Below are 19,127 nucleotides of genomic sequence, written 5' to 3'. Positions count from 1 at the left end.
GACCATGAGCGGGCAGACGGCCATCCGCATCGAGCAACTCGGCAAGCGCTTCGGCGCGGGCCCGCTCGTGCTCGACGACGTGAACCTGTCGGTCGGGGCCGGAGAGTTCGTCTGCCTGCTCGGCGCCTCCGGATGCGGCAAGTCGACGCTGCTGAACCTCATCGCCGGCCTCGACCGCCCGACGACGGGCACCATCGACGTGCCCGCCGAGGGCGCCGCCGTGATGTTCCAGGAGTCGGCGCTCATGCCGTGGCTCACCGCCCGCCAGAACGTCGAGCTCGCGCTGCGCCTGCGCGGCGTCGCGCGGTCGGCCCGGCGAGGCGAGGCGCTGGAGCTCCTCGACACGGTCAACCTCGCGGATGCCGCGGAGAAGCGCCCCCATGAACTCTCGGGCGGCATGCGGCAGCGCGTCGCGCTCGCCCGTGCCCTCGCGCAGGACCGGCCGGTGCTCCTCATGGACGAGCCGTTCGCCGCCCTCGACGCGATCACCCGCGACCTCCTGCACGAGGAGCTCGAACGGGTCTGGCGCCGCACCGGTCGCACCATCGTCTTCGTCACACACAATGTCCGCGAAGCTGCTCGGCTCGGGCAACGGGTCGTCCTCCTGTCGTCCCGGCCCGGCCGAGTCGCGGGCGAGTGGCGCATCGCCGAGACATCCGGACGCCGCATCGAGTCGCCCGAGGTCGCGGCGCTCTCGATCGAGATCACGGAACAGCTCCGGAAGGAGATCCGCCGAAATGCCGCATGACGAGAATTCCACAGCCGGTCGAGTAGCGACGCAGGAGCGTATCGAGACCTTGGAAGCCGACACCGAGATCCCCGCACCGGGTCTCGATACGCGTCCTCCTTCGTCGGACGCTACTCGACCAGCCAATGACGACCTCAGAAGTCTCGAGGCCGGCCTCGACCGCCTGCAGACCGATCCCGAGCACGCACCGCGAGCCTGGCAGCGCTTCACCACGAGCGTCCTGCCGCCCATCCTCTTCGTCCTGGCGCTCATCGCCGTCTGGCAGCTCTACGTCGTGATCGCGCAGCCGCGCCCCGACATCGTTCCCGGCCCGCTCGACGTCGTCGCCGCCATGTCGCAGGCATGGGAGTCGGGCCGACTGCAGACCGCCGTGCTCACGAGCCTCGAGCGCGGCGTCGTCGGCTTCCTCATCGCGGTCGTCGTCGGAACGCCCCTCGGCCTGCTGCTCGCCGAGGTGAAGCCGCTGCGCCGGGCGGTCGGCCCCAGCATCTCGGGCCTGCAGGTGCTGCCGTCGGTGGCGTGGGTGCCCGCCGCGATCCTCTGGTTCGGGCTGACGGACGCCACGGTCTACTTCGTCGTGCTCATGGGCGCCACGCCGTCGATCGTGAACGGCCTCATCGCGGGCGTCGAGCAGGTGCCGCCGCAGCTGCGCCGCGTGGGAACCGTGCTCGGCGCCGGGCGCACCCGGCTCGCCACCCTCGTCGTGCTTCCCGCGGCGCTCCCGGGCTACGTCGCCGGCCTCAAGCAGGGCTGGGCGTTCTCGTGGCGCTCGCTCATGGCGGCCGAGATCATCGCCGTCGGCGGCACGATCGGCTTCGGCCTCGGCTCGATGCTGCAGCAGAGCCGAGAACTCGCCGACATCGGCGGCGTGCTCGCGGCCGTGCTCGTGATCCTCTTCATCGGCATCCTCATCGAGCTCGTCTTCTTCGCCCCGCTCGAACGCCGGATGCTGCGTCGCCGCGGACTCCTCGGAGGCACCCGATGACCGCCGCCGGATCTGTCGTGCTCGTCGGCGCCGGACCGGGCGACGCGGGCCTCCTCACGATCCGCGGCCTCCGTGCTCTGGAGGCCGCCGACGTGATCGTCGCCGATCGCCTCGGTGCCCGCGGAGTGCTCGACGGGCTCGCCGCCGAGGGCGTCGCGCTCAGCGCCGAGGTCGTCGACGTCGGCAAGCTGCCCGGTCACCACGCGGTGCCGCAGGACGCCATCAATGCGCTGCTCGTGAGCCTCGCCCGCGACGGCAAGCGCGTCGTGCGGCTGAAGGGCGGCGACCCCTTCATCTTCGGCCGCGGCGGCGAGGAACTCGCGTTCTGCCGAGACCACGGCATCGACGTCGAGGTCGTGCCCGGCATCACGAGCGCCATCTCGGTGCCCGCGATCGCCGGCATCCCGCTCACGCACCGCGGGCTCGCGACGACCTTCACCGTCGTCACGGGGCACGAGCAGATCCAGTCGCTCGGCGGCGGCCGCGACCACACGGTCGTGCTGCTCATGGGCATCGGGACCCTCGCGAACTCCGCCATCACCCTCGCCCGCGGCGTACGCGGCGTCGACTGCCCCGTCGCGATCATCGAAGACGGCTACGGCCCCGCCCAGCGCGTGACCGTCGGCACGCTCGACACGATCGCGCTGCAGGCGGCGCGCCGCGGCGTCCGCTCGCCCGCGGTCGTCGTCGTCGGCGACGTCGTGGCCTTGAGCCCGTACGCCCCCGAAGCCATCACGACCTCGGCGGTCGCACCCGCCGCGACCCCCGCCACCGAGGCGCCGCCCGCCTCAGCAGACCGAAAGACCACGCAGCCATGACCCTCTCCCTCCGCGTCGCGATCATCGGCGCCGGCCCGGCCGGCATCTACGCCGGCAACATCCTGAACCGCCAGGTCGGTGAGTCCGGCGGCGAGGTCGCGATCGACCTGTACGAGTCGCTTCCGGCGCCCTACGGCCTGATCCGCTACGGCGTGGCGCCCGACCACCCGCGCATCAAGGGCATCGTGAACTCGCTGCACGAGATGCTCGACGCCGGCACGATCCGCCTCATCGGCAACGTCGAGGTGGGCCGCGACATCACGGTCGCCGAGCTGCAGGAGCGCTACGACGCCGTCATCTTCGCCACCGGCGCCCTGAAGGACGCCCCGCTCGACATCCCCGGCATCGACCTGCCCGGCTCGTACGGCGCGGCCGACTTCGTCGCCTGGTACGACGGTCACCCCGACGTGCCCCGCACCTGGCCGCTCGAGGCGCAGTCGATCGCCGTCATCGGCAACGGAAACGTCGCACTCGACGTCGCCCGCGTGCTCGCGAAGCACCCGAAGGACCTGCTGTCGACGGATGTCCCAGCGAACGTCGTCGAGGGCCTCGAGGCCTCGCCGGTCACCGACGTGCACGTCTTCGGCCGCCGCGGTCCCGGTCACGTGAAGTTCACCCCGATCGAGCTCCGCGAGCTCGGCGAGGTGCCCGACGTCGACGTCATCGTCTACGACGACGACTTCGAGCGCGCGGCGAACGACCCGCACGCCGAGGCGCTGTTCGCCTCGAACAACCAGGTCAAGGTCATGACCCGCACGCTCAACGGATGGCGGAAGCCCTCCGATCACGAGTACACGGCGTCCCGTCGTCTGCACCTGCACTTCCTGCACGCCCCGGTCGAGGTGCTGGGCGCCGAGGCCGTCGAGGCCGTGCGCTTCGAACTGACCCGCCCCGTCGGCGACGGCTCGGTCGAGGGCACCGGCGAGTTCGTCGACGTGCCCGTGCAGGCCGTGTACCGCGCCGTCGGCTACGCCAGCTCGCCGGTCGCCGGCGTGCCGTTCGACGAGCAGCGCGCGGTCATCCCGAACGCGGGCGGGCGCGTGACGGATGCCGCGGGGGAGCACCTGCCCGGTGTCTACGCGACCGGCTGGATCAAGCGCGGCCCGGTCGGCCTCATCGGTCACACGAAGGGCGACGCGCTCGAGACCATCACGAACCTCGTCGAGGATGCCGCGTCGGGCTCGCTGCCCGCCCTGCTCGTCGACCCCGCCGACGGCGAAGAGGTCTTCGAGCTGCTCGAGGCTCGCGGCGTGCACTACACGACGTGGAGCGGATGGCTCGCGCTCGACGCGCACGAGCGCTCGCTCGGCGAGGCGTTCGAGCCGCACGAGGTGTACGGCGAGATCGTGCGCGAGCGCGTCAAGGTCGTGCCCCGCGACGAGCAGGTCGGCATCTCGCGCGACGGGGCACTGGTCGTCTCGTGACGTACGTCATCGCGCTGCCCTGCGTCGACGTCAAGGACCGGGCCTGCATCGACGAGTGCCCGGTCGACTGCATCTACGAGGGTGAGCGCTCGCTCTACATCCACCCCGACGAGTGCGTCGACTGCGGTGCCTGCGAACCGGTGTGCCCGGTCGAGGCGATCTACTACGAGGACGACCTGCCCGACGTCTGGGCCGACTACTACAAGGCCAACGTCGAGTTCTTCGACGAGATCGGCTCGCCCGGCGGTGCCGCGAAGACGGGCGTGCTCGACTTCGACCACCCGGTCATCGCCGCGCTGCCGCCGCAGGCGGCGCACGCCTGACGCACGCGTCTGATGCGCGCCCGACGCAGGGCAGTGTCGGGGGAGTCGGGCTCAGCCGAGCCCGGGCCGGGCGAGCGCCGCGAGCGCCCGGGCGAGGAAGTACCGGGTGCGGCCCGTCGGCGTTCGCGGGTCGTACCCGAGCTGCGCGGTGATCGCGTCGGCCCGTGCCTGCACGCTCGAGTGGTGCATGCCGAGCACGGATGCCGCGGCCCGCATGCTGCCCGCATCGGCGACGGCGTCGAGCACCTCGCGAGTGCGCGGGTCGAGCGCGGCGAGCGCCGTGGCGTCGGGATGCGGCTCGCCCCGCCGGTCGGCAGCCTCCGCGACGAGGAGCACGGCGCCGAGCTCGGCGGCATCGACGACGGGTTGGTGCACGGTGCTCAGCCGGAGCGCCACGAGCGCCGACGCCCACGACTCGGGGAGCCGTTCGGCCGGCCCGTCGACACCGATGCCGGCGAGGATGCCGCTCGGCACGTCGACCGCACGCCCGACGAGCACGACTCTCGCGAGGCCTCGCGATGTCGCGACGACGGCGTTCGGGCCGGGCACGAGCGCCGCGGCATCCGGATGGAAGGCGACCGCGCGCACGTGATCGCGCGTGTCGAGGCGCAGCCTCGAGGCCGCCACCGCGCGTTCCGCGGGCGCGGCACTCGAGGAGACCACCACCTCGACGGCGGCATCCGCCGTGTTCGCGCGCCGGGCCGAGGTGATCGCGACCGCGAGGGCGAGACGTTCGAGCACCATCGCGTCGTTCGCGTGCGCCTGGCCCTCGCGCTCGATCCAGACGCGGGAGCCGTCGCTCGTCCGACGCGACGGCCAGACGGATGCCTCGGCGTCGGTGCCTGACTCCGCCCGCTCGCCGTCGGGGGCGATGCGAGTCGGGGCCCGCCCCTCGATCGCGCGGCCGGCGGTCGTGCCGGTGAGCACGGCGGCACCGCGGAGCAGGGTCTCGACGCCGACGCCGCCGGCGACGAGCGTGTCGAAGTACGAGACGACCTTCAGGGTGTCGCTCGCCTCGGGGTCCAACGCGGTCAGTCGACCGACGAGTTCCTGCATATGCCTGGCTCCATCGCGGGGTTCTGCCAACCCTAGGTCACGCCGGTGGTTCCCGCGGCCGCAGGCGGGGGCAGGCACGCTCGCCGCCCGCGACCGCGGAAGATCAGGCCCCGAGGATGCGGCCGACCCAGTTGGTGCGGGTCTCCGTCATCGAACGGGAGAGTGCCGCGTGCGGGGCCATCATGTCGAATCCGTGGAAGCCGCCGGGCCAGACGTGCAGCTCGGCCTGGCCGCCGTCGGCCCAGATCTGCGAGGCGTAGGCCACGTCCTCGTCGCGGAACACCTCGGCGCTGCCGCAGTCGATGAACGCGGGCGGCAGCCCGGAGAGATCGGTGGCGCGCGCCGGGGCGGCGTAGATCGAGACGTCGCCCGTTGCGCGCCGGTCGCCGAGCAGCGCACCCCAGCCGGTGACGTTGCTCGTGCGGTCCCACACGCCGACGCCGTCGATCTGTCGCGTCGACACGGAGGCATCGCGGTCGTCGAGCATCGGGTAGATCAGCACCTGGCCGGCCAGTGCGGGGCCGCCGCGGTCGCGCGCGAGCAGTGAGACACCGGCTGCCAGCCCGCCGCCGGCACTCGCGCCGGCGATGATGAGCCGGGTCGGATCGATCCCGAGCTCGTCGGCGTGCTCGGCGGTCCAGAGGAGTCCCGCGTAGCAGTCCTCGACCGGGTACGGGTCGGGGAACTCGGGCGCGAGGCGGTACTCGACCGTGACGCACACGGCGTCGAAGCGTTCGATCCAGTCGACGATCGCGGCGATGCCCACGAAGCGATCGCCGATGATCATGCCGCCGCCGTGGGTGTGGAAGATCCCGGGACCGGTGCCGGTACGGCCCTCGCGAGCCAGGACCGTGACGATGATGTCGGCACCCTCGTGCCCCGGGATCGTCACGTCGCGCCGCGTGATGCCCCGTGCGACGAGCAGGTCGTCGACCGAAGCGACGATCGGGGCCTGGCGCATGAGCGTGATCATCTCGGGCGTGATCGATGGCGGCAGCGATTCGGCGAGCAAGCCGAGGACGGCCTCCAGCTCGGGATCGAAGGGGGGACGGGCCAGGGTGTCGGTCATGTGGAGCTCCTCCGTCGTGCGCCACCTCGTCGTGACGACTCCTTCGATCCTCCGGCGCATCCCGGTGCCGCGAAACCGCCGTCCGCGGCGGGATGCGAGCCATTCTCCCGCCGTTCGGCGGATCATTTCCGCGTATGACGGGCGGCCGGGACATCCGCTCGCCCCCGGCGTATCGTGGCCGCAACGAATCCCGAGGAGCCATCATGTCGCACCGCGAACCGCAGACCAGCACCGAGCCGCACGCCGGCACGGTCATGGGCATGCGCGGTTGCGAGGCGTCTGCGACGTGCGGCAGCGACCGGCCGGGTCACCGGCTGCACGTGATGCAGGAGCGGCTCGCCGGAGCGACGGCGAGCAAGTGGGTCGACGCGATCGTCGTCGAGATCGACGGCGACGGATTCGCCACCGTCGCCGAGTTCGCGGGGGAGCGACTGCGCCGCGTGTGGCATCACGACGCCTTCGGCGGCGTGCTGGTCGTGGGTGCACCCGTCGCGGTGCACGACGTGTACGGAGTGCTCGCGCACGGCGGTCGCCGCTTCAGCGTCGCGGCGGCCTGATCGGGCGGAGCTGAGCGGACCGGGCTGGCCCGGGCCTCACGCCATCGGCATCGCCTCGCTCATCGAGCCCATCATCTTCTCCATCGCCATGACGGCCTGATCGCACGCCATCGCGCACATGCGGCAGTGCTCGCTCATCTCGGCGTGCTTCATGCACTCGGCGGAGCAGGCGCGCGCCATCGTGACCGTCGACTGCATCATCGACATCATCACCTGCGCGTCCCAGCCGTGCATGCGCAGCATCATGCGCATCATCGTGTCGCACATGTCGGCGCAGTTCGCGCAGAGGCTGGCGCAGCGCCCCATGCCCTCACCCGCATCGGCGTCGGCGCACATCACGCACGCCTGCATGCAGGCGGACAGGGCCTCCATACACTCCTGCATCATCGCCGGATCCATGCCCTGCATGGGCATCTCCGACGACGACATGGCCCCCTTCATCATGTCCATCGTCATGTTCATCGGCTCGACCCGCCATCCTGGGCGGCCGAGCGTCGACGATGCCGGCGGATGACTCGGCTGCCCTGTTCGCAGCCATGCTACGCCGGCCCATCATGCGCGAGAAGGGGTGCATGTGACGATCGCGTGAATGATCGACGGGGACGACGAAGGGCGGATGCCACGCGGCATCCGCCCTTCGCATCGCAGTGCTCAGGCGTCGATGTCGACGTCCTTCGTCTCCTTCGAGACGAGCAGTGCGATGAAGGTGAGCACGGCCATGGCCGACAGGTAGATGCCGACCCAGAACGGGCTGCCACCGCCGGCCTGCCAGAGCGCCACCGCGATGAACGGGGCGACGGCGGCGCCGAGGATCGACGACACGTTGTACGAGATGCCGGAGCCCGTGTACCGCACGTTCGTCGGGAAGAGCTCGGGCAGCAGTGCGCCCATCGGGCCGAACGTCATGCCCATGAGCGAGAAGCCCACGACGAGCCAGAGCATCACGCCCCAGAACCCGGCATCGAGCAGGGGCACCCAGAGGAGCCCGAACACGATGATGCCGAGCGTCACCCAGAGGAGCGTCTTGCGGCGACCCCAGCGGTCGGCCCACGGACCCGACAGCAGGGTGAAGACGCCGAAGAACACGACGCCGCCGATGAGCATCAGCACGAAGGTGTTGTACGAGTACCCGAGGCCGGGCAGTGCGCCGTCGACGGCTTCGACCGGAGCGCGGCCGTAGCTCAGCGAGAACGTCGTCATCAGGTAGAAGAGCACGTACGTGGCCAGCATGAAGAACGTGCCGAGGATGAGCTGCTTCCAGTGGTGCTTGAAGACCTCGCCGAGCGGGAGCTTCTTCAGCTTGCCCTCCTTCGACGCCTTCGAGAACGCGGTGGACTCGACGAGGCGCAGGCGTACCCACAGGCCGACGATCACCATGACGACCGAGAACAGGAACGGGATGCGCCAGCCCCAGTCGAGGAACGCCTGCGACGGCATCGTCGGGTCGTCCGACGGCAGCGCCGCCGCGATGATGAGGAAGAGGCCGTTCGCGATGATGAAGCCGATGGGCGCACCGAGCTGCGGGAACGTGCCGTACCAGGCGCGCTTGCCCTTCGGCGCGTTCTCGGTCGCCACGAGCGCGGCGCCCGACCACTCGCCGCCGAGGGCGAAGCCCTGCGCGATGCGGAGGATCACGAGGAGCAGCGGCGCCAGCCAGCCGACCATCGCGTAGGTCGGCAGGAGGCCGATGAGGAACGTCGCGATGCCCATCGTGAGCAGCGCGCCGACGAGGGTGGCCTTGCGGCCGTGCTTGTCGCCGAGGTGACCGAAGATGACCGCGCCGAGCGGACGAGCCACCATCGCCGCGCCGAAGACGGCGAACGAGGCGAGGAGCGCCGTCGTGGGGTCGCCGGTCGGGAAGAAGAGGTGGGGGAAGACGAGTACCGCTGCGGTCGCGTAGACGTAGAAGTCGTAGAACTCGATCGTCGTGCCGATGAGGCTGGCGAGCACGACGCGGCTGCGGGGATTCGCGGGTGCTGCGGGGGTTGCTGGGGCGGCCGAGGCCGCGGTCGATGTGGACATCGTCGCGAGGACTCCAAGGGGTTTCGATGCGCCCGTCTCCGGGCACGTCGGTCTGGCGTCGAGCGGAGTCGGTGGGGTGGAATCGTCGCTTGTGGCAACCGAACTACCCTACGCCGGGATCGTTGTCGGTCCTCTGAGAAGGCGGGTCACGTGCGACGAACGGTGGCATCGGCGCGGTGAACGGCGCGCCGGACACGTGCGGGATGGATCGAACGACGGATGCTGCGGCATCCGCTCGTCGTTAGGCTGAGCCCCATGGATACCCTGATCAGCATTCTGCACGTCGCCGGCGCCGTCTTCATCGTCGGCCCGATGGCGATCCTCCCGATGACGGCGATGCGGGCGGTGCGCGCCGGAAACGGGGCGCAGGTCGCGGTCCTCGCGAAGTCCACCACGATCTTCGCGTGGCTCTCGCTCCTCGTCTTCGTGTTCGGCTTCGGCGCCATGAGCATGGCGCCCGACGAGTACGAGCTCTCGATCACGACACCGTGGATCCTGTGGTCGATCATCCTCTACGTCATCGCCTTCGCACTGACGCTCTTCGTCGTCGTGCCGTCGATGAAGAAGGCCGCCGAGGCGCTCACTGCCGGCGCAGGCACCGGTGTCGGCGACGGCGGCGACGCGCCCAAGGCGAGCTACCCCGCGATCGCGGCGGGCAGCGGCATCTCCTCGCTGTTGCTTCTCGCCGTCGTCGTGCTGATGGTCTGGAAGCCGTAGCTACGAGAGTTCGCGCAGGGCGCGAACCGTCGCGATGGCGGCCTCGGCCGCCTCGCGTCCCTTGTCCTCCTTCGAGCCGGGCAGGCCCGCGCGGTCGAGCCCCTGCTGCTCGTCGTCGAGGGTGAGCAGGCCGAATCCGACGGGCTTGCCGGTGTCGAGCGCGACCCGGGTGAGGCCGTCGGTCGCGGCCGCCGACACGTACTCGAAGTGCGGCGTGCCGCCGCGGATGATCACGCCGAGCGCGACGACCGCGTCGGCCCCGGCATCGAGCGCCGCCTTCGCGACGACCGGCAGCTCGAAGCTGCCGGGAACGCGAACGAGCGAGAAGTCAGCACCGGATGCCTCGAGCGTGCGCGTCGCTCCGGCGATCAGGCCGTTCGTGATCTCGTCGTGCCAGCTGCCGGCGACGATCGTGACCGTCAGGCCGCGGCCGTCGACGTCGAGTGCGGGGGATCCTGCTCCGCTCATGATGGGTGTCCTTCCAGGAGGGTTTCGGCTGCGCCGTCGGTGAGTTGCCGGTCGTCGATCGCGTGCCCCATGCGGTGCCGCTTGGTGTCGAGGTATCCCGTGTTGCCGGTGCCGACACCCACGACGAGCGGGAGCCGCTCGCTCACCGTGATGCCGTGCGCCTCGAGCTGGCGAACCTTCTCGGGGTTGTTCGTGAGCAGTCGCACCCGGTCGATGCCGAGGTCGGTGAGGATCGCGGTCGCCGCGCTGTAGTCGCGCGCGTCGATCGGCAGCCCGAGCGCGAGGTTCGCGTCGAGGGTGTCGAGTCCGTCCTCCTGCAGGCGGTACGCCCGGAGCTTGTTGATGAGGCCGATGCCGCGCCCCTCGTGGCCGCGCAGGTAGATGACGACGCCGCCGTCCTGCTGGATGGTCTCGAGCGCGGCGTCGAGCTGCGGCCCGCATTCGCACTTGAGCGAGCCGAAGGCCTCACCCGTGAGGCACTCGGAGTGCACGCGGACGATCGCGCCGCCGGCCGCGGCGGCCGGGTCGCCGGCGATGATCGCGACGTGGTCGGCGCCGGTCGCGCGGTCGCGGTAGGCGCGCACGCGGAACTCGCCGTGCTCGGTCGGCAGGGCCGTCTCGACCTCGAAGTCGACGGAGGACGTCTCGGGCACTGCTGCGGCTGGCGACGTCGCCGCGAGGTCGTGGCCCGAGTGGTGCTGCTCGAGCCAGTCGATGAGCGCCGCGACGGTCGTGACCGGCAGGCCCTCGCGCTCGCCGAGTTCGATGAGCCCGGGCAGGCGCATCATCTCGCCGTCATCGGCGACGATCTCGCCGATGACGCCGACGGGCGAGAGGCCCGCGAGCCGCATGAGGTCGACTGCGGCCTCGGTGTGCCCGGCGCGCTCCCGCACGCCGCCGTCGACCGCGCGCAGCGGGATGACGTGGCCCGGGCGGATGAGCCGGTCGGGGGTCGACGTGCGATCGGCGAGCACGCGGAGGGTGTGGGCGCGGTCGGAGGCCGAGATGCCGGTCGACGTGCGGTCAGCGGCGTCGACCGAGATCGTGTACGCCGTGCCGCGCACGTCTTCGCTGCGCTCGGTCATGAGCGGCAGCGCGAGACGGTCGGCGAGCTCGTTGGGCATGGGCGCGCAGAGGTAGCCGCTCGTGTGGCGCACCATCCAGGCGATCCACTCCTGCGTCGCGAACTCGGCGGCCATGATGGCGTCGCCCTCGTTCTCGCGGGCCTCGTCGTCGGCGACGATGACGGGCTTGCCGGCACGGAGCGCCTCGAGCACCTCGGGCATTGTCGCGAGACTCATGCGGCACCTCCGGCCGTCGACCGCGGTTCGCCGAATTGGGGCGCCGACGGCTGCGGCGCGGTCGGCTGCTGCGAGGGCGGCGCCGCCTGGAATCCGATGACCGAGTTCGGGCGCGCTTCGGGCGTGGCTTCCCAGCCCGGGGCGAAGCGGAGCATCCGTGCGACCTGGCGCGCGACGATGTCGGTCTCGATGTTCACCCGGTCGCCGACGGTGCGCTCGCCGAGCGTCGTCGCGGTGAGCGTCTCGGGGATGAGGGAGACCTCGAACCACGAGCCGCCGGGCTCGTCGCCCACGGCGCTGACCGTGAGGGAGACGCCGTCGACGGCGATCGAGCCCTTATCGACGACGAGCGGTGCGTGCGCGGGGTCGAGCGAGAACCGCACGACCCGCCATGCCTCGCCCGGGCGGATCTCGAGCACCTCGGCGGTGCCGTCGATGTGTCCCTGCACGATGTGCCCGCCGAGGCGGTCGCCCACCCGTGCCGCGCGTTCGAGGTTCACGGCGAGCCCTTCGCGCACGGTGTCGAGCGTCGACATCGCGAGGGTCTGGGCCATGACGTCGGCCGTGAAGCGCTCGGCGTCGAACTCGACGACGGTCAGGCACACGCCCGACACGGCGATCGAGTCGCCGTGCGCGACGCCCTCCACGGCGAGCGGGCCGCGCACCGTGAGTCGTGCGGCGTCGGCGGTGCGCTCGACGCGCTCGACCGTGCCGAGTTCCTCGATGATTCCGGTGAACACTGTCAGTTCCCTTCCGTGGGTCTGGCGACGAGCAGCACGTCGTCGCCGAGCCGTTCGATGACGGCGAAGTCGAGGCGGATCGCCGCGTCGATCGTCGGGACGCCGAGCTCGCCGAGGGCGAGGCGCGGGCCGCCGAGGAGCGCGGGCGCGAGGTAGACGAGCAGTTCGTCGACGAGGCCGTCGGCGATGAAGGCGCTCGCGAGCGTCGGCCCGCCCTCGATGAACAGCGAGCGGATGCCGCGGCGCGCGAGCTCGGCGAGGTCGGCTCGCAGGTCGGCGCCCTCGAAGAACAGCGGCGCGTGCGGGTGCCGGGTGATCGCGGCATCCGACGGCACGGCCCGACGACCGAAGACGACGGGTACGGGCTGGGCGTCGAAGAACTCGCCGCCCGGTGCACGAGCGGTGAGCGACGGGTCGTCGGCGAAGACGGTGCCGGTGCCGACGGCGATCGCGTCGGCGGCCGAGCGGCGGCGGTGCACGTCGGCGCGGGCCTCGGGGCCGGTGATCCACTGGCTCGTGCCGTCAGCTGCCGCAGCACGGCCGTCGAGGCTCGACGCCCACTTCACCGTGACGCGCGGGCGGTGGTTTCGTGCGGCGAAGAGCCAGTCGTCGAGCATCGCCTCGACGTCGTCGCCGAGCACGCCCGCGGTGACCTCGACGCCGGCGGCGCGAAGCCGCTCGGCACCGCCTGAGGAGTGCTCACCGGGGTCGGCGACGGCGTAGACGACGCGTCCGATGCCGGCCTCGATGAGCGCGAGGGCGCACGGTCCGGTGTGCCCGGTGTGGTTGCAGGGTTCGAGGGTCACGACCGCGGTCGCGCCGTGGGCGGCGCCGGGTTCGAGCTTCGCGAGCGCGTCGACCTCGGCGTGCGCGGTGCCGACGCCGCGATGCCAGCCCTCGGCGAGGCGCTCGCCGGCGGGGGAGAGGATCACGCAGCCGACGCGCGGGTTCACGCCTCGCGCGGGGCCGAGAACGGCGAGGTCGAGCGCGCGGCGCATCGCCGCGGCATCCGCTGCCTGCTGTTCGCTCGCACTCATCCGTGATCCTGTCTCAGGGCTCCGGGGTGCTGGGCGGCGCCGACGCTCGTCGACGACCTTCGCCGGCGGCGCCACAGCGCTGCCGACACGTGCCCCTCCCATCCGGACTTTCACCGTCGGTACCGGAGTTCCACCGGTTCGACCACGGGTGCGGGGCCCTTCGACCTCGCGCTCGCAGTTCGCGGACTGTCACCGCCGGTTCGGACTTACACCGACCCCGGAGCACGTTTCTGTGTTCGATTCTAGGTCAACGCCTGCGACGCGCAGCTATTCCCGGTCTCGGGGCGACTCGTGCGGCGACTCGACGAGCGCCCGCGCTGTGCCCTCGTCCACGATGAGGTCGGTGATCAGGCCTGCGGCGAGGGCGCCGCGGAGGCTCGCGAGCTTGGCCCGGCCGGAGACGACGCAGATGCGTCGGGGTGCGCGTCGCAGCACCGAGAAGTCGGGACCGGTGGCGCGCTCGTTCAGCGTGATGCCGTCGGTCGAGCCGTCGGCACGATAGAAGACGGTCGCGACGTCGCCGACGGCACCCTCGCGGGAGAGGCCCTCGTAGTCGGCCCGCTCGAGGTAGCCGCCCTGGTAGACGTGGCTCGGCACCTCGGCGAACGGGGAGCCGACGCCGAAGAGTGCGACGTCCATGCGCTCCTGCAGGTCGAGGAGACGCCGGGTGCTTCGCTCCCGCCAGAAGGCGCGGCGCGTCTCGGGGTCGTCGAAGAAGGCGGGCACCGGGAACTGCTGCACGCGGGCGCCGAACGCGTCGCCGAAGCGGCGCAGCAGCTCGCTCGCGTAGACGATGCCGGTGGTGCGGCCGTTGCCGGCGCCGTTCAACTGCACGATCTCGGAGTTGTGCGTGGCCTTCGGTACGAGGTGCCGGCTCATCGCGCTCATCGTCGAACCCCACGCGATGCCGATCGTCTGGTTCGAGTCGACGAAGCGCCCGAGAATTCGTGCAGCCGAGAGCGCCACGCGGTCGAGTCGGTCGACGTCGCTCGCGTGATCGGGCACCGGGATCACGTGCGCGCCGACCGCGAATCGCTCGAGGATCTCCTGCTCGATCCGGCTCGGCAGGTCGAGCGGCGAGTGCAGGGAGATCTCGACGAGTCCGCTGGCCCTGGCGTGGCTCAGCAGCCGCGAGACCGAGGATCGCGAGGTGTGCAGCTCGTGCGCGATGGCATCCATCGTGAGGTCCTGCATGTAGTAGAGGTGGGCGGCGCGGAGCGCGTCACGCGTCTTCCCGGGCACCGACTCGGTGCCGTCCTCGATGGGAATCGCTGCCTGTTCGTTCATCCTGGCCATCCTTGCACGTTTGTTCACTCGGCTTGCAAGTTCGTTCCGCCGTGTTCACGATGTATTCATCCACATCAGGCATGCTCATGCAAGCCGCCGTTCCACACCCGAGAGGACAGCGATGTCTCCGCAGCAGACGATCCCCACCACGCCCCGCCCCGGTTCCGGCGGCGAGCGAGCGGATGTCGCGGCCATCCGAACCCGGCCGCAGGCCTCCGTGCTCGTCATCGGCGCCGGCATCAATGGCATCGCGACGTTCCGCGACCTCGCCCTGCAGGGCGTCGACGTCGTGCTCGTCGAGCGCGGCGACTTCGTCTCCGGGGCATCCGCCGCCTCGTCGCACATGATCCACGGCGGCATCCGCTACCTCGAGAACGGCGAGTTCCGGCTCGTCAAGGAGTCGGTCACCGAGCGCAACGCGCTCATCCGCATCGCGCCCCACTACGTGAAGCCGCTCGAGACGACCGTGCCGATCTTCTCGACCTTCTCCGGCATCCTGTCGGCGCCGATGCGCTTCCTCACCCACAAGTCGGGCAAGCCCACCGAACGCGGCGCCGCCCTCATCAAGGCCGGGCTCGTGCTCTACGACTCCTTCTCGCGCGACGGCGGTTCGGTGCCGCGGCACCGCTTCCACGGCCGCAAGCGCTCGCTCGCCGAGCTGCCCGCCCTGAACGACGGCATCAAGTACACCGCGACGTACTACGACGCGAGCATGCACGACCCCGAGCGGCTCGCGCTCGACGTGCTCTTCGACGGCCTCGCAGCAGGTGACCACGCCCGCGCCGCGAACTACCTCGAGGCGGTCGGCATGGGTGCCGAAGGAGTGCGCCTGCGCGACACCGTCACCGGCGCGGAGTTCGACGTCGCCGCCGACGTCGTCGTGAACACCTCGGGGCCGTGGACCGACCTCACGAACGAGGGGCTCGGCCGGCCGACCGCCTTCATGGGCGGCACCAAGGGCTCGCACATCGTGCTCGACAACGACGAGCTCCTCGCCGCCACCGGCGGCCGCGAGATCTTCTTCGAGCACGAAGACGGTCGCATCGTGCTGATCTACCCGCTGAAGGGCAAGGTCATGGTCGGCACGACCGACCTCGAGCACGACATGCGCGAGCCCGCCGTGTGCACCGAGGCCGAGGTCGACTACTTCTTCGAACTCATCGCGCACGTTTTCCCAGCGGTGCCCGTCGACCGCTCGCAGATCGTCTACCGCTTCTCGGGCGTGCGCCCGCTGCCCCGGCACGACGACGAGGCGCCGGGCTTCGTCTCCCGCGACTACCGCATCGAACGAGCGGATGTCCCTGAGCGCCCTGGCACCACGCTCCTGAGTCTCGTCGGCGGCAAGTGGACCACGTTCCGCGCCCTCGCCGAGCACCTCTCCGACGAGGTGGTGGCGCTGCTCGGCCGCGACCGCACCCACTCCACGGCGGGCCTCGCGATCGGCGGCGGCGCCGGCTACCCGACCACCGAGGACGCGCGACGCGTCTGGACGGTCGCGCACGGCGACGAGGTCGGCCGTCTCCGCGCCGAGGAACTGCTCGAGCGCTACGGCACCCGCGCCGAGGCGTTCATCGCCTCGACCGAGGGCGAACGCGACGAGCCGCTCGCCCACCACACGGGCTACAGCCGGCGCGAGATCGCGTGGCTCGCCCGCAACGAACGGGTCGTGCACCTCTCCGACATCGTGCTGCGTCGCACCAGCATCGCCTTCACCGGTGCCCTCACCGCGCCGCTCCTCGACGAGCTCGCCGAGGTCGTCGGCGCGGAGCTCGGATGGGACTTCGAACGCCGCGCCGTCGAGATGGCCACCACGAGGGAACTGCTGGCCGAGCGCCACGGCGTCGAGCTCGAGGCATCCGCCACCCTCGTCTGACGATCTGCAGGTCGAGCCGGTCGGGACACGGTTCGTCGCGGTCTGCGCGGAGGTCTCGACCGGCTCGACCAGCAGGGCGCAATCTGCACGGATGTGCACCGGAATCCGTGTCGTCCGGGCCGCAACGCCCGGTAGCTTCGACGGAGCCTCCCGGTCGACGGTCGTCCAGGCGGCCGGCACCACACCTCAAGAAAGAAGGTCAACGTGGACAATCTCGGAACCGTGTTCCTGTCCGAACTCGTCGGCACGGCGATGCTCGTGCTCCTCGGCTGCGGCGTCGTCGCGAACGTCATCCTCGCCAAGACGAAGGGCTTCGGCGGCGGCACGCTCATGATCAACTTCGGCTGGGGCCTCGCGGTCTTCGCCGGCGTCATCGTCTCCTACGCCTCGGGCGCGCACCTGAACCCCGCGGTCACCGTGGGCCTCGTGGCCAACGGCGCGACCGAGTTCGGCAACGCCGCAGCGGGCATCGAAGTGCCCGTCGACGTCGTGTCGGTGCTCACCTACATCGGTGCCCAGATGATCGGCGCCTTCCTCGGCGCGGTCGCGTGCTGGCTCGCCTACAAGCAGCACTTCGACGCCGAGCCCGACGCCGGCGCCAAGCTCGGCGTCTTCTCGACGGGCCCCGCGATCCGCTCCTACGGCTGGAACCTCGTGACCGAGTTCATCGCCACGTTCGTGCTCGTCTTCGTCGTGATCGGCTTCGGCGGCGGACGCCAGGGCGACGGCGGCCTCGCAGCCCTCGGCGCACTGCCCGTGGCGCTGCTCGTGATCGGCATCGGCGCTTCGCTCGGTGGCCCGACGGGCTACGCGATCAACCCGGCACGTGACCTCGGTCCGCGCATCGCGCACGCCATCCTGCCCATCGCGGGCAAGGGCGGCAGCGACTGGGCGTACTCGTGGGTGCCCGTCGTCGGCCCGCTCGTCGGCGGTCTCGCGGCAGGCTGGGCGGCGATCCCGCTGCTGCCGCTGCTCACCTGATCTTCCCCTTCCGATTCATCCATTCGTTTCACTGACAGCAACGGAGTTCTCAGATGGCCGACTACATCCTCGCGATCGACCAGGGCACGACCTCGTCGCGCGCGATCATCTTCGACAAGGCCGGATCGATCGTCTCGACCGGACAGCTCGAGCACGAGCAGATCTTCCCCAAGGCGGGCTGGGTCGAGCACGACCCGGCCGAGATCTGGCGCAACACGGGCGAGGTGATCGGCCAGGCCCTCGGCAAGGTCAACCTGACCCGGCACGACATCGCCGCGGTGGGCATCACGAACCAGCGCGAGACCGCGGTCGTCTGGGACAAGAACACCGGCGAGCCGGTGTACAACGCGATCGTGTGGCAGGACACCCGCACGCAGTCGATCGTCGACCGGCTCGCGGCCGACGGCGGCGTCGAGCGGTTCAAGCAGCAGGTCGGCCTGCCGCTCGCGACCTACTTCTCGGGCACCAAGATCGTCTGGATCCTCGAGAACGTACCCGGTGCGCGTGAGAAGGCCGAGGCCGGCGACCTGCTCTTCGGCACGACCGACACCTGGGTGCTGTGGAACCTCACGGGCGGCGTGGACGGCGGCGTGCACGCGACGGATGTCACGAACGCCTCGCGCACCATGTTCATGGACCTCGAGACCCTCGCCTGGGACGACGACATCCTGGCCGCCTTCGGCGTGCCGAAGTCGATGCTTCCCGAGATCAAGAGCTCGTCCGAGGTCTACGGGATGGCGAACGAGCACTCGCTGCTCCGCGAGACGCCCATCTCGGGCATCCTCGGCGACCAGCAGGCCGCGACGTTCGGCCAGGCAGCCTTCGAGACCGGCGAGGCGAAGAACACCTACGGCACGGGCAACTTCCTGATCTTCAACACGGGCGAGGAGATCGTCCACTCGAAGAACGGGCTGCTCACGACCGTCGGCTTCAAGCTCGGCGACCAGCCGGTGCACTACGCGCTCGAGGGCTCGATCGCCGTCACCGGGTCGCTCATCCAGTGGCTCCGCGACAACCTCGGCCTCATCTCCTCGGCCGCCGAGGTCGAAGAGCTCGCGAAGTCGGTCGAGGACAACGGCGGCGCGTACTTCGTGCCCGCGTTCTCTGGCCTGTTCGCGCCGTACTGGCGCCCTGACGCCCGCGGCGCGCTCGTCGGCCTCACCCGGTACGTCAACAAGGGCCACATCGCCCGCGCAGCCCTCGAAGCCATCGCGTTCCAGACTCGCGACGTCATCGAGGCCGTGAACGCCGACGCCGGAGTGGACCTCACGGAGCTCCGCGTCGACGGCGGAGCCACCGCGAACGACACGCTGCTGCAGTTCCAGGCCGACATCCTCGGCGTGCCGGTCGTGCGACCGGTCGTCGCCGAGACCACGGCACTCGGTGCCGCGTATGCGGCGGGACTCGCGGTCGGCTTCTGGTCGAGCCTCGACGAGCTGCGGGCCAACTGGCAGGAGGACAAGCGCTGGACCTCGTCGATGGACGAGGCGGAGCGTGGGCGCCTCGACCGCAACTGGAAGAAGGCCGTCTCGAAGACCCTCGACTGGGTCGACGACGACGTCGTCTGACGGTCGGCCGGTCGGCTGCGAGCTGGGGAGCGCGCAGACACACGGCGACCTGATGACGGCTCGATCGACCGTGCCGAAGTACGGTTGAAGAGCGGGGCCGGTCGCATGGGGGTGCGCCCGGCCCTTTCACGTCTCGGAGGCCGCGGGCAGCCC

The 19,127-nt window shown here is 70.8% G+C and carries 19 protein-coding genes and 1 riboswitch; of the genes, 10 read left to right on the top strand and 9 right to left on the bottom strand.

Features of this window, described 5'->3' with window-relative positions; translation table 11 throughout:
- Positions 1-4 precede the first annotated feature (4 nt).
- The 5 genes from ASD23_RS10495 to fdxA all read left to right on the top strand — a co-directional run bounded on the left by ASD23_RS10495 (position 5) and on the right by fdxA (position 4,298).
- Positions 5-748 (top strand): ABC transporter ATP-binding protein, encoded by a 744-nt coding sequence (locus ASD23_RS10495; protein WP_056010089.1) that lies wholly within the window; start codon positions 5-7, stop codon positions 746-748.
- Positions 749-815: 67 nt separating this feature from the next.
- Entirely contained in the window at positions 816-1,733 is a 918-nt protein-coding gene (locus ASD23_RS10490; protein ID WP_056012924.1) for an ABC transporter permease, read from the top strand.
- Positions 1,730-2,551 carry a uroporphyrinogen-III C-methyltransferase gene (cobA, locus tag ASD23_RS10485; protein ID WP_082571357.1) on the top strand — a complete coding sequence of 274 codons (822 nt, stop codon included), beginning with the start codon at positions 1,730-1,732 and terminating at the stop codon, positions 2,549-2,551. The genes ASD23_RS10490 and cobA overlap by 4 nt, the downstream gene beginning before the upstream one ends.
- Positions 2,548-3,975: an FAD-dependent oxidoreductase gene (locus ASD23_RS10480; protein WP_056010086.1), complete on the top strand. Its 1,428-nt coding sequence runs from the start codon at positions 2,548-2,550 to the stop codon at positions 3,973-3,975. The genes cobA and ASD23_RS10480 overlap by 4 nt, the downstream gene beginning before the upstream one ends.
- Positions 3,972-4,298, top strand: coding sequence for a ferredoxin (fdxA, locus tag ASD23_RS10475; RefSeq protein ID WP_056010084.1), 327 nt, complete (start codon positions 3,972-3,974; stop codon positions 4,296-4,298). The genes ASD23_RS10480 and fdxA overlap by 4 nt, the downstream gene beginning before the upstream one ends.
- 51 nt (positions 4,299-4,349) lie before the next feature.
- Here the strand turns inward: fdxA and ASD23_RS10470 are convergent, their stop codons facing one another.
- Both ASD23_RS10470 and ASD23_RS10465 read right to left on the bottom strand, forming a co-directional pair.
- The gene (locus ASD23_RS10470) at positions 4,350-5,354 is read right to left on the bottom strand and encodes a helix-turn-helix domain-containing protein (protein WP_056010082.1); all 1,005 of its coding nucleotides are present in this window, start codon (positions 5,352-5,354) and stop codon (positions 4,350-4,352) included.
- Positions 5,355-5,457: 103 nt separating this feature from the next.
- Positions 5,458-6,423: an alpha/beta hydrolase gene (locus ASD23_RS10465; RefSeq protein WP_056010079.1), complete on the bottom strand. Its 966-nt coding sequence runs from the start codon at positions 6,421-6,423 to the stop codon at positions 5,458-5,460.
- Positions 6,424-6,626: 203 nt separating this feature from the next.
- On the opposite strand from ASD23_RS10465, the gene ASD23_RS10460 reads away from it, so the two are divergent.
- Positions 6,627-6,980, top strand: a complete 354-nt coding sequence (locus ASD23_RS10460) for a hypothetical protein (RefSeq protein ID WP_056010077.1) — start codon at positions 6,627-6,629, stop codon at positions 6,978-6,980.
- A 36-nt stretch (positions 6,981-7,016) separates the two neighbouring features.
- Here the strand turns inward: ASD23_RS10460 and ASD23_RS10455 are convergent, their stop codons facing one another.
- Both ASD23_RS10455 and ASD23_RS10450 read right to left on the bottom strand, forming a co-directional pair.
- Positions 7,017-7,436 carry a hypothetical protein gene (locus ASD23_RS10455; protein WP_200941706.1) on the bottom strand — a complete coding sequence of 140 codons (420 nt, stop codon included), beginning with the start codon at positions 7,434-7,436 and terminating at the stop codon, positions 7,017-7,019.
- Between the two features lie 195 nt (positions 7,437-7,631).
- Positions 7,632-9,002 carry an MFS transporter gene (locus tag ASD23_RS10450; protein ID WP_056010074.1) on the bottom strand — a complete coding sequence of 457 codons (1,371 nt, stop codon included), beginning with the start codon at positions 9,000-9,002 and terminating at the stop codon, positions 7,632-7,634.
- Positions 9,003-9,257: 255 nt separating this feature from the next.
- Here ASD23_RS10450 and ASD23_RS10445 point away from each other — a divergent pair, with 255 nt between their 5' ends.
- Positions 9,258-9,719, top strand: a complete 462-nt coding sequence (locus ASD23_RS10445; protein WP_056010072.1) for a DUF2269 family protein — start codon at positions 9,258-9,260, stop codon at positions 9,717-9,719.
- On the opposite strand, the gene ribH is transcribed toward ASD23_RS10445, so the two are convergent.
- The 5 genes from ribH to ASD23_RS10420 all read right to left on the bottom strand — a co-directional run bounded on the left by ribH (position 9,720) and on the right by ASD23_RS10420 (position 14,552).
- Positions 9,720-10,187 (bottom strand): 6,7-dimethyl-8-ribityllumazine synthase, encoded by a 468-nt coding sequence (ribH, locus tag ASD23_RS10440; protein WP_056010070.1) that lies wholly within the window; start codon positions 10,185-10,187, stop codon positions 9,720-9,722.
- Positions 10,184-11,488 carry a bifunctional 3,4-dihydroxy-2-butanone-4-phosphate synthase/GTP cyclohydrolase II gene (locus ASD23_RS10435; protein WP_056010068.1) on the bottom strand — a complete coding sequence of 435 codons (1,305 nt, stop codon included), beginning with the start codon at positions 11,486-11,488 and terminating at the stop codon, positions 10,184-10,186. Before ASD23_RS10435 ends, ribH begins: the two co-directional genes overlap by 4 nt.
- On the bottom strand, positions 11,485-12,228 hold the full coding sequence (locus tag ASD23_RS10430; RefSeq protein ID WP_082571356.1) for a riboflavin synthase: 744 nt from the start codon (positions 12,226-12,228) through the stop codon (positions 11,485-11,487). Before ASD23_RS10430 ends, ASD23_RS10435 begins: the two co-directional genes overlap by 4 nt.
- A gap of 2 nt (positions 12,229-12,230) precedes the next feature.
- Positions 12,231-13,265, bottom strand: a complete 1,035-nt coding sequence (ribD, locus tag ASD23_RS10425; protein WP_056010066.1) for a bifunctional diaminohydroxyphosphoribosylaminopyrimidine deaminase/5-amino-6-(5-phosphoribosylamino)uracil reductase RibD — start codon at positions 13,263-13,265, stop codon at positions 12,231-12,233.
- A gap of 86 nt (positions 13,266-13,351) precedes the next feature.
- Positions 13,352-13,494: riboswitch (FMN riboswitch) on the bottom strand.
- 38 nt (positions 13,495-13,532) lie between these two features.
- Positions 13,533-14,552: a sugar-binding transcriptional regulator gene (locus ASD23_RS10420; RefSeq protein WP_200941705.1), complete on the bottom strand. Its 1,020-nt coding sequence runs from the start codon at positions 14,550-14,552 to the stop codon at positions 13,533-13,535.
- A 121-nt stretch (positions 14,553-14,673) separates the two neighbouring features.
- On the opposite strand from ASD23_RS10420, the gene ASD23_RS10415 reads away from it, so the two are divergent.
- From ASD23_RS10415 to glpK, 3 genes are all read left to right on the top strand, one after another.
- On the top strand, positions 14,674-16,425 hold the full coding sequence (locus ASD23_RS10415; RefSeq protein WP_056010064.1) for a glycerol-3-phosphate dehydrogenase/oxidase: 1,752 nt from the start codon (positions 14,674-14,676) through the stop codon (positions 16,423-16,425).
- A gap of 252 nt (positions 16,426-16,677) precedes the next feature.
- Positions 16,678-17,406, top strand: coding sequence for an MIP/aquaporin family protein (locus ASD23_RS10410; RefSeq protein ID WP_056012917.1), 729 nt, complete (start codon positions 16,678-16,680; stop codon positions 17,404-17,406).
- 53 nt (positions 17,407-17,459) lie between these two features.
- Positions 17,460-18,974, top strand: coding sequence for a glycerol kinase GlpK (gene glpK, locus ASD23_RS10405; protein ID WP_056010062.1), 1,515 nt, complete (start codon positions 17,460-17,462; stop codon positions 18,972-18,974).
- Positions 18,975-19,127: the final 153 nt, after the last annotated feature.

The sequence above is a fragment of the Agromyces sp. Root1464 genome (genome assembly GCF_001427265.1).
Classification (GTDB): Bacteria; Actinomycetota; Actinomycetes; order Actinomycetales; family Microbacteriaceae; genus Agromyces; species Agromyces fucosus.
Note: the sequence above shows the minus strand (reverse complement) of the source record. Positions and strands in the feature narration are given on the sequence as shown.

Excerpts from the sequence above, each read along its gene's own strand:
- ribD (WP_056010066.1), bottom strand. The coding sequence starts at position 13,265 with ATGAGTGCGAGCGAACAGCAGGCAGCGGATGCCGCGGCGATGCGCCGC.
- ASD23_RS10445 (WP_056010072.1), top strand. The coding sequence starts at position 9,258 with ATGGATACCCTGATCAGCATTCTGCACGTCGCCGGCGCCGTCTTCATC.
- ASD23_RS10450 (WP_056010074.1), bottom strand. The coding sequence starts at position 9,002 with ATGTCCACATCGACCGCGGCCTCGGCCGCCCCAGCAACCCCCGCAGCA.
- ASD23_RS10495 (WP_056010089.1), top strand. The coding sequence starts at position 5 with ATGAGCGGGCAGACGGCCATCCGCATCGAGCAACTCGGCAAGCGCTTC.
- ASD23_RS10480 (WP_056010086.1), top strand. The coding sequence starts at position 2,548 with ATGACCCTCTCCCTCCGCGTCGCGATCATCGGCGCCGGCCCGGCCGGC.
- ASD23_RS10470 (WP_056010082.1), bottom strand. The coding sequence starts at position 5,354 with ATGCAGGAACTCGTCGGTCGACTGACCGCGTTGGACCCCGAGGCGAGC.
- ribH (WP_056010070.1), bottom strand. The coding sequence starts at position 10,187 with ATGAGCGGAGCAGGATCCCCCGCACTCGACGTCGACGGCCGCGGCCTG.
- glpK (WP_056010062.1), top strand. The coding sequence starts at position 17,460 with ATGGCCGACTACATCCTCGCGATCGACCAGGGCACGACCTCGTCGCGC.
- ASD23_RS10460 (WP_056010077.1), top strand. The coding sequence starts at position 6,627 with ATGTCGCACCGCGAACCGCAGACCAGCACCGAGCCGCACGCCGGCACG.
- ASD23_RS10465 (WP_056010079.1), bottom strand. The coding sequence starts at position 6,423 with ATGACCGACACCCTGGCCCGTCCCCCCTTCGATCCCGAGCTGGAGGCC.
- ASD23_RS10435 (WP_056010068.1), bottom strand. The coding sequence starts at position 11,488 with ATGAGTCTCGCGACAATGCCCGAGGTGCTCGAGGCGCTCCGTGCCGGC.
- ASD23_RS10420 (WP_200941705.1), bottom strand. The coding sequence starts at position 14,552 with ATGAACGAACAGGCAGCGATTCCCATCGAGGACGGCACCGAGTCGGTG.
- cobA (WP_082571357.1), top strand. The coding sequence starts at position 1,730 with ATGACCGCCGCCGGATCTGTCGTGCTCGTCGGCGCCGGACCGGGCGAC.
- ASD23_RS10410 (WP_056012917.1), top strand. The coding sequence starts at position 16,678 with ATGCTCGTGCTCCTCGGCTGCGGCGTCGTCGCGAACGTCATCCTCGCC.
- ASD23_RS10415 (WP_056010064.1), top strand. The coding sequence starts at position 14,674 with ATGTCTCCGCAGCAGACGATCCCCACCACGCCCCGCCCCGGTTCCGGC.
- ASD23_RS10455 (WP_200941706.1), bottom strand. The coding sequence starts at position 7,436 with ATGACGATGGACATGATGAAGGGGGCCATGTCGTCGTCGGAGATGCCC.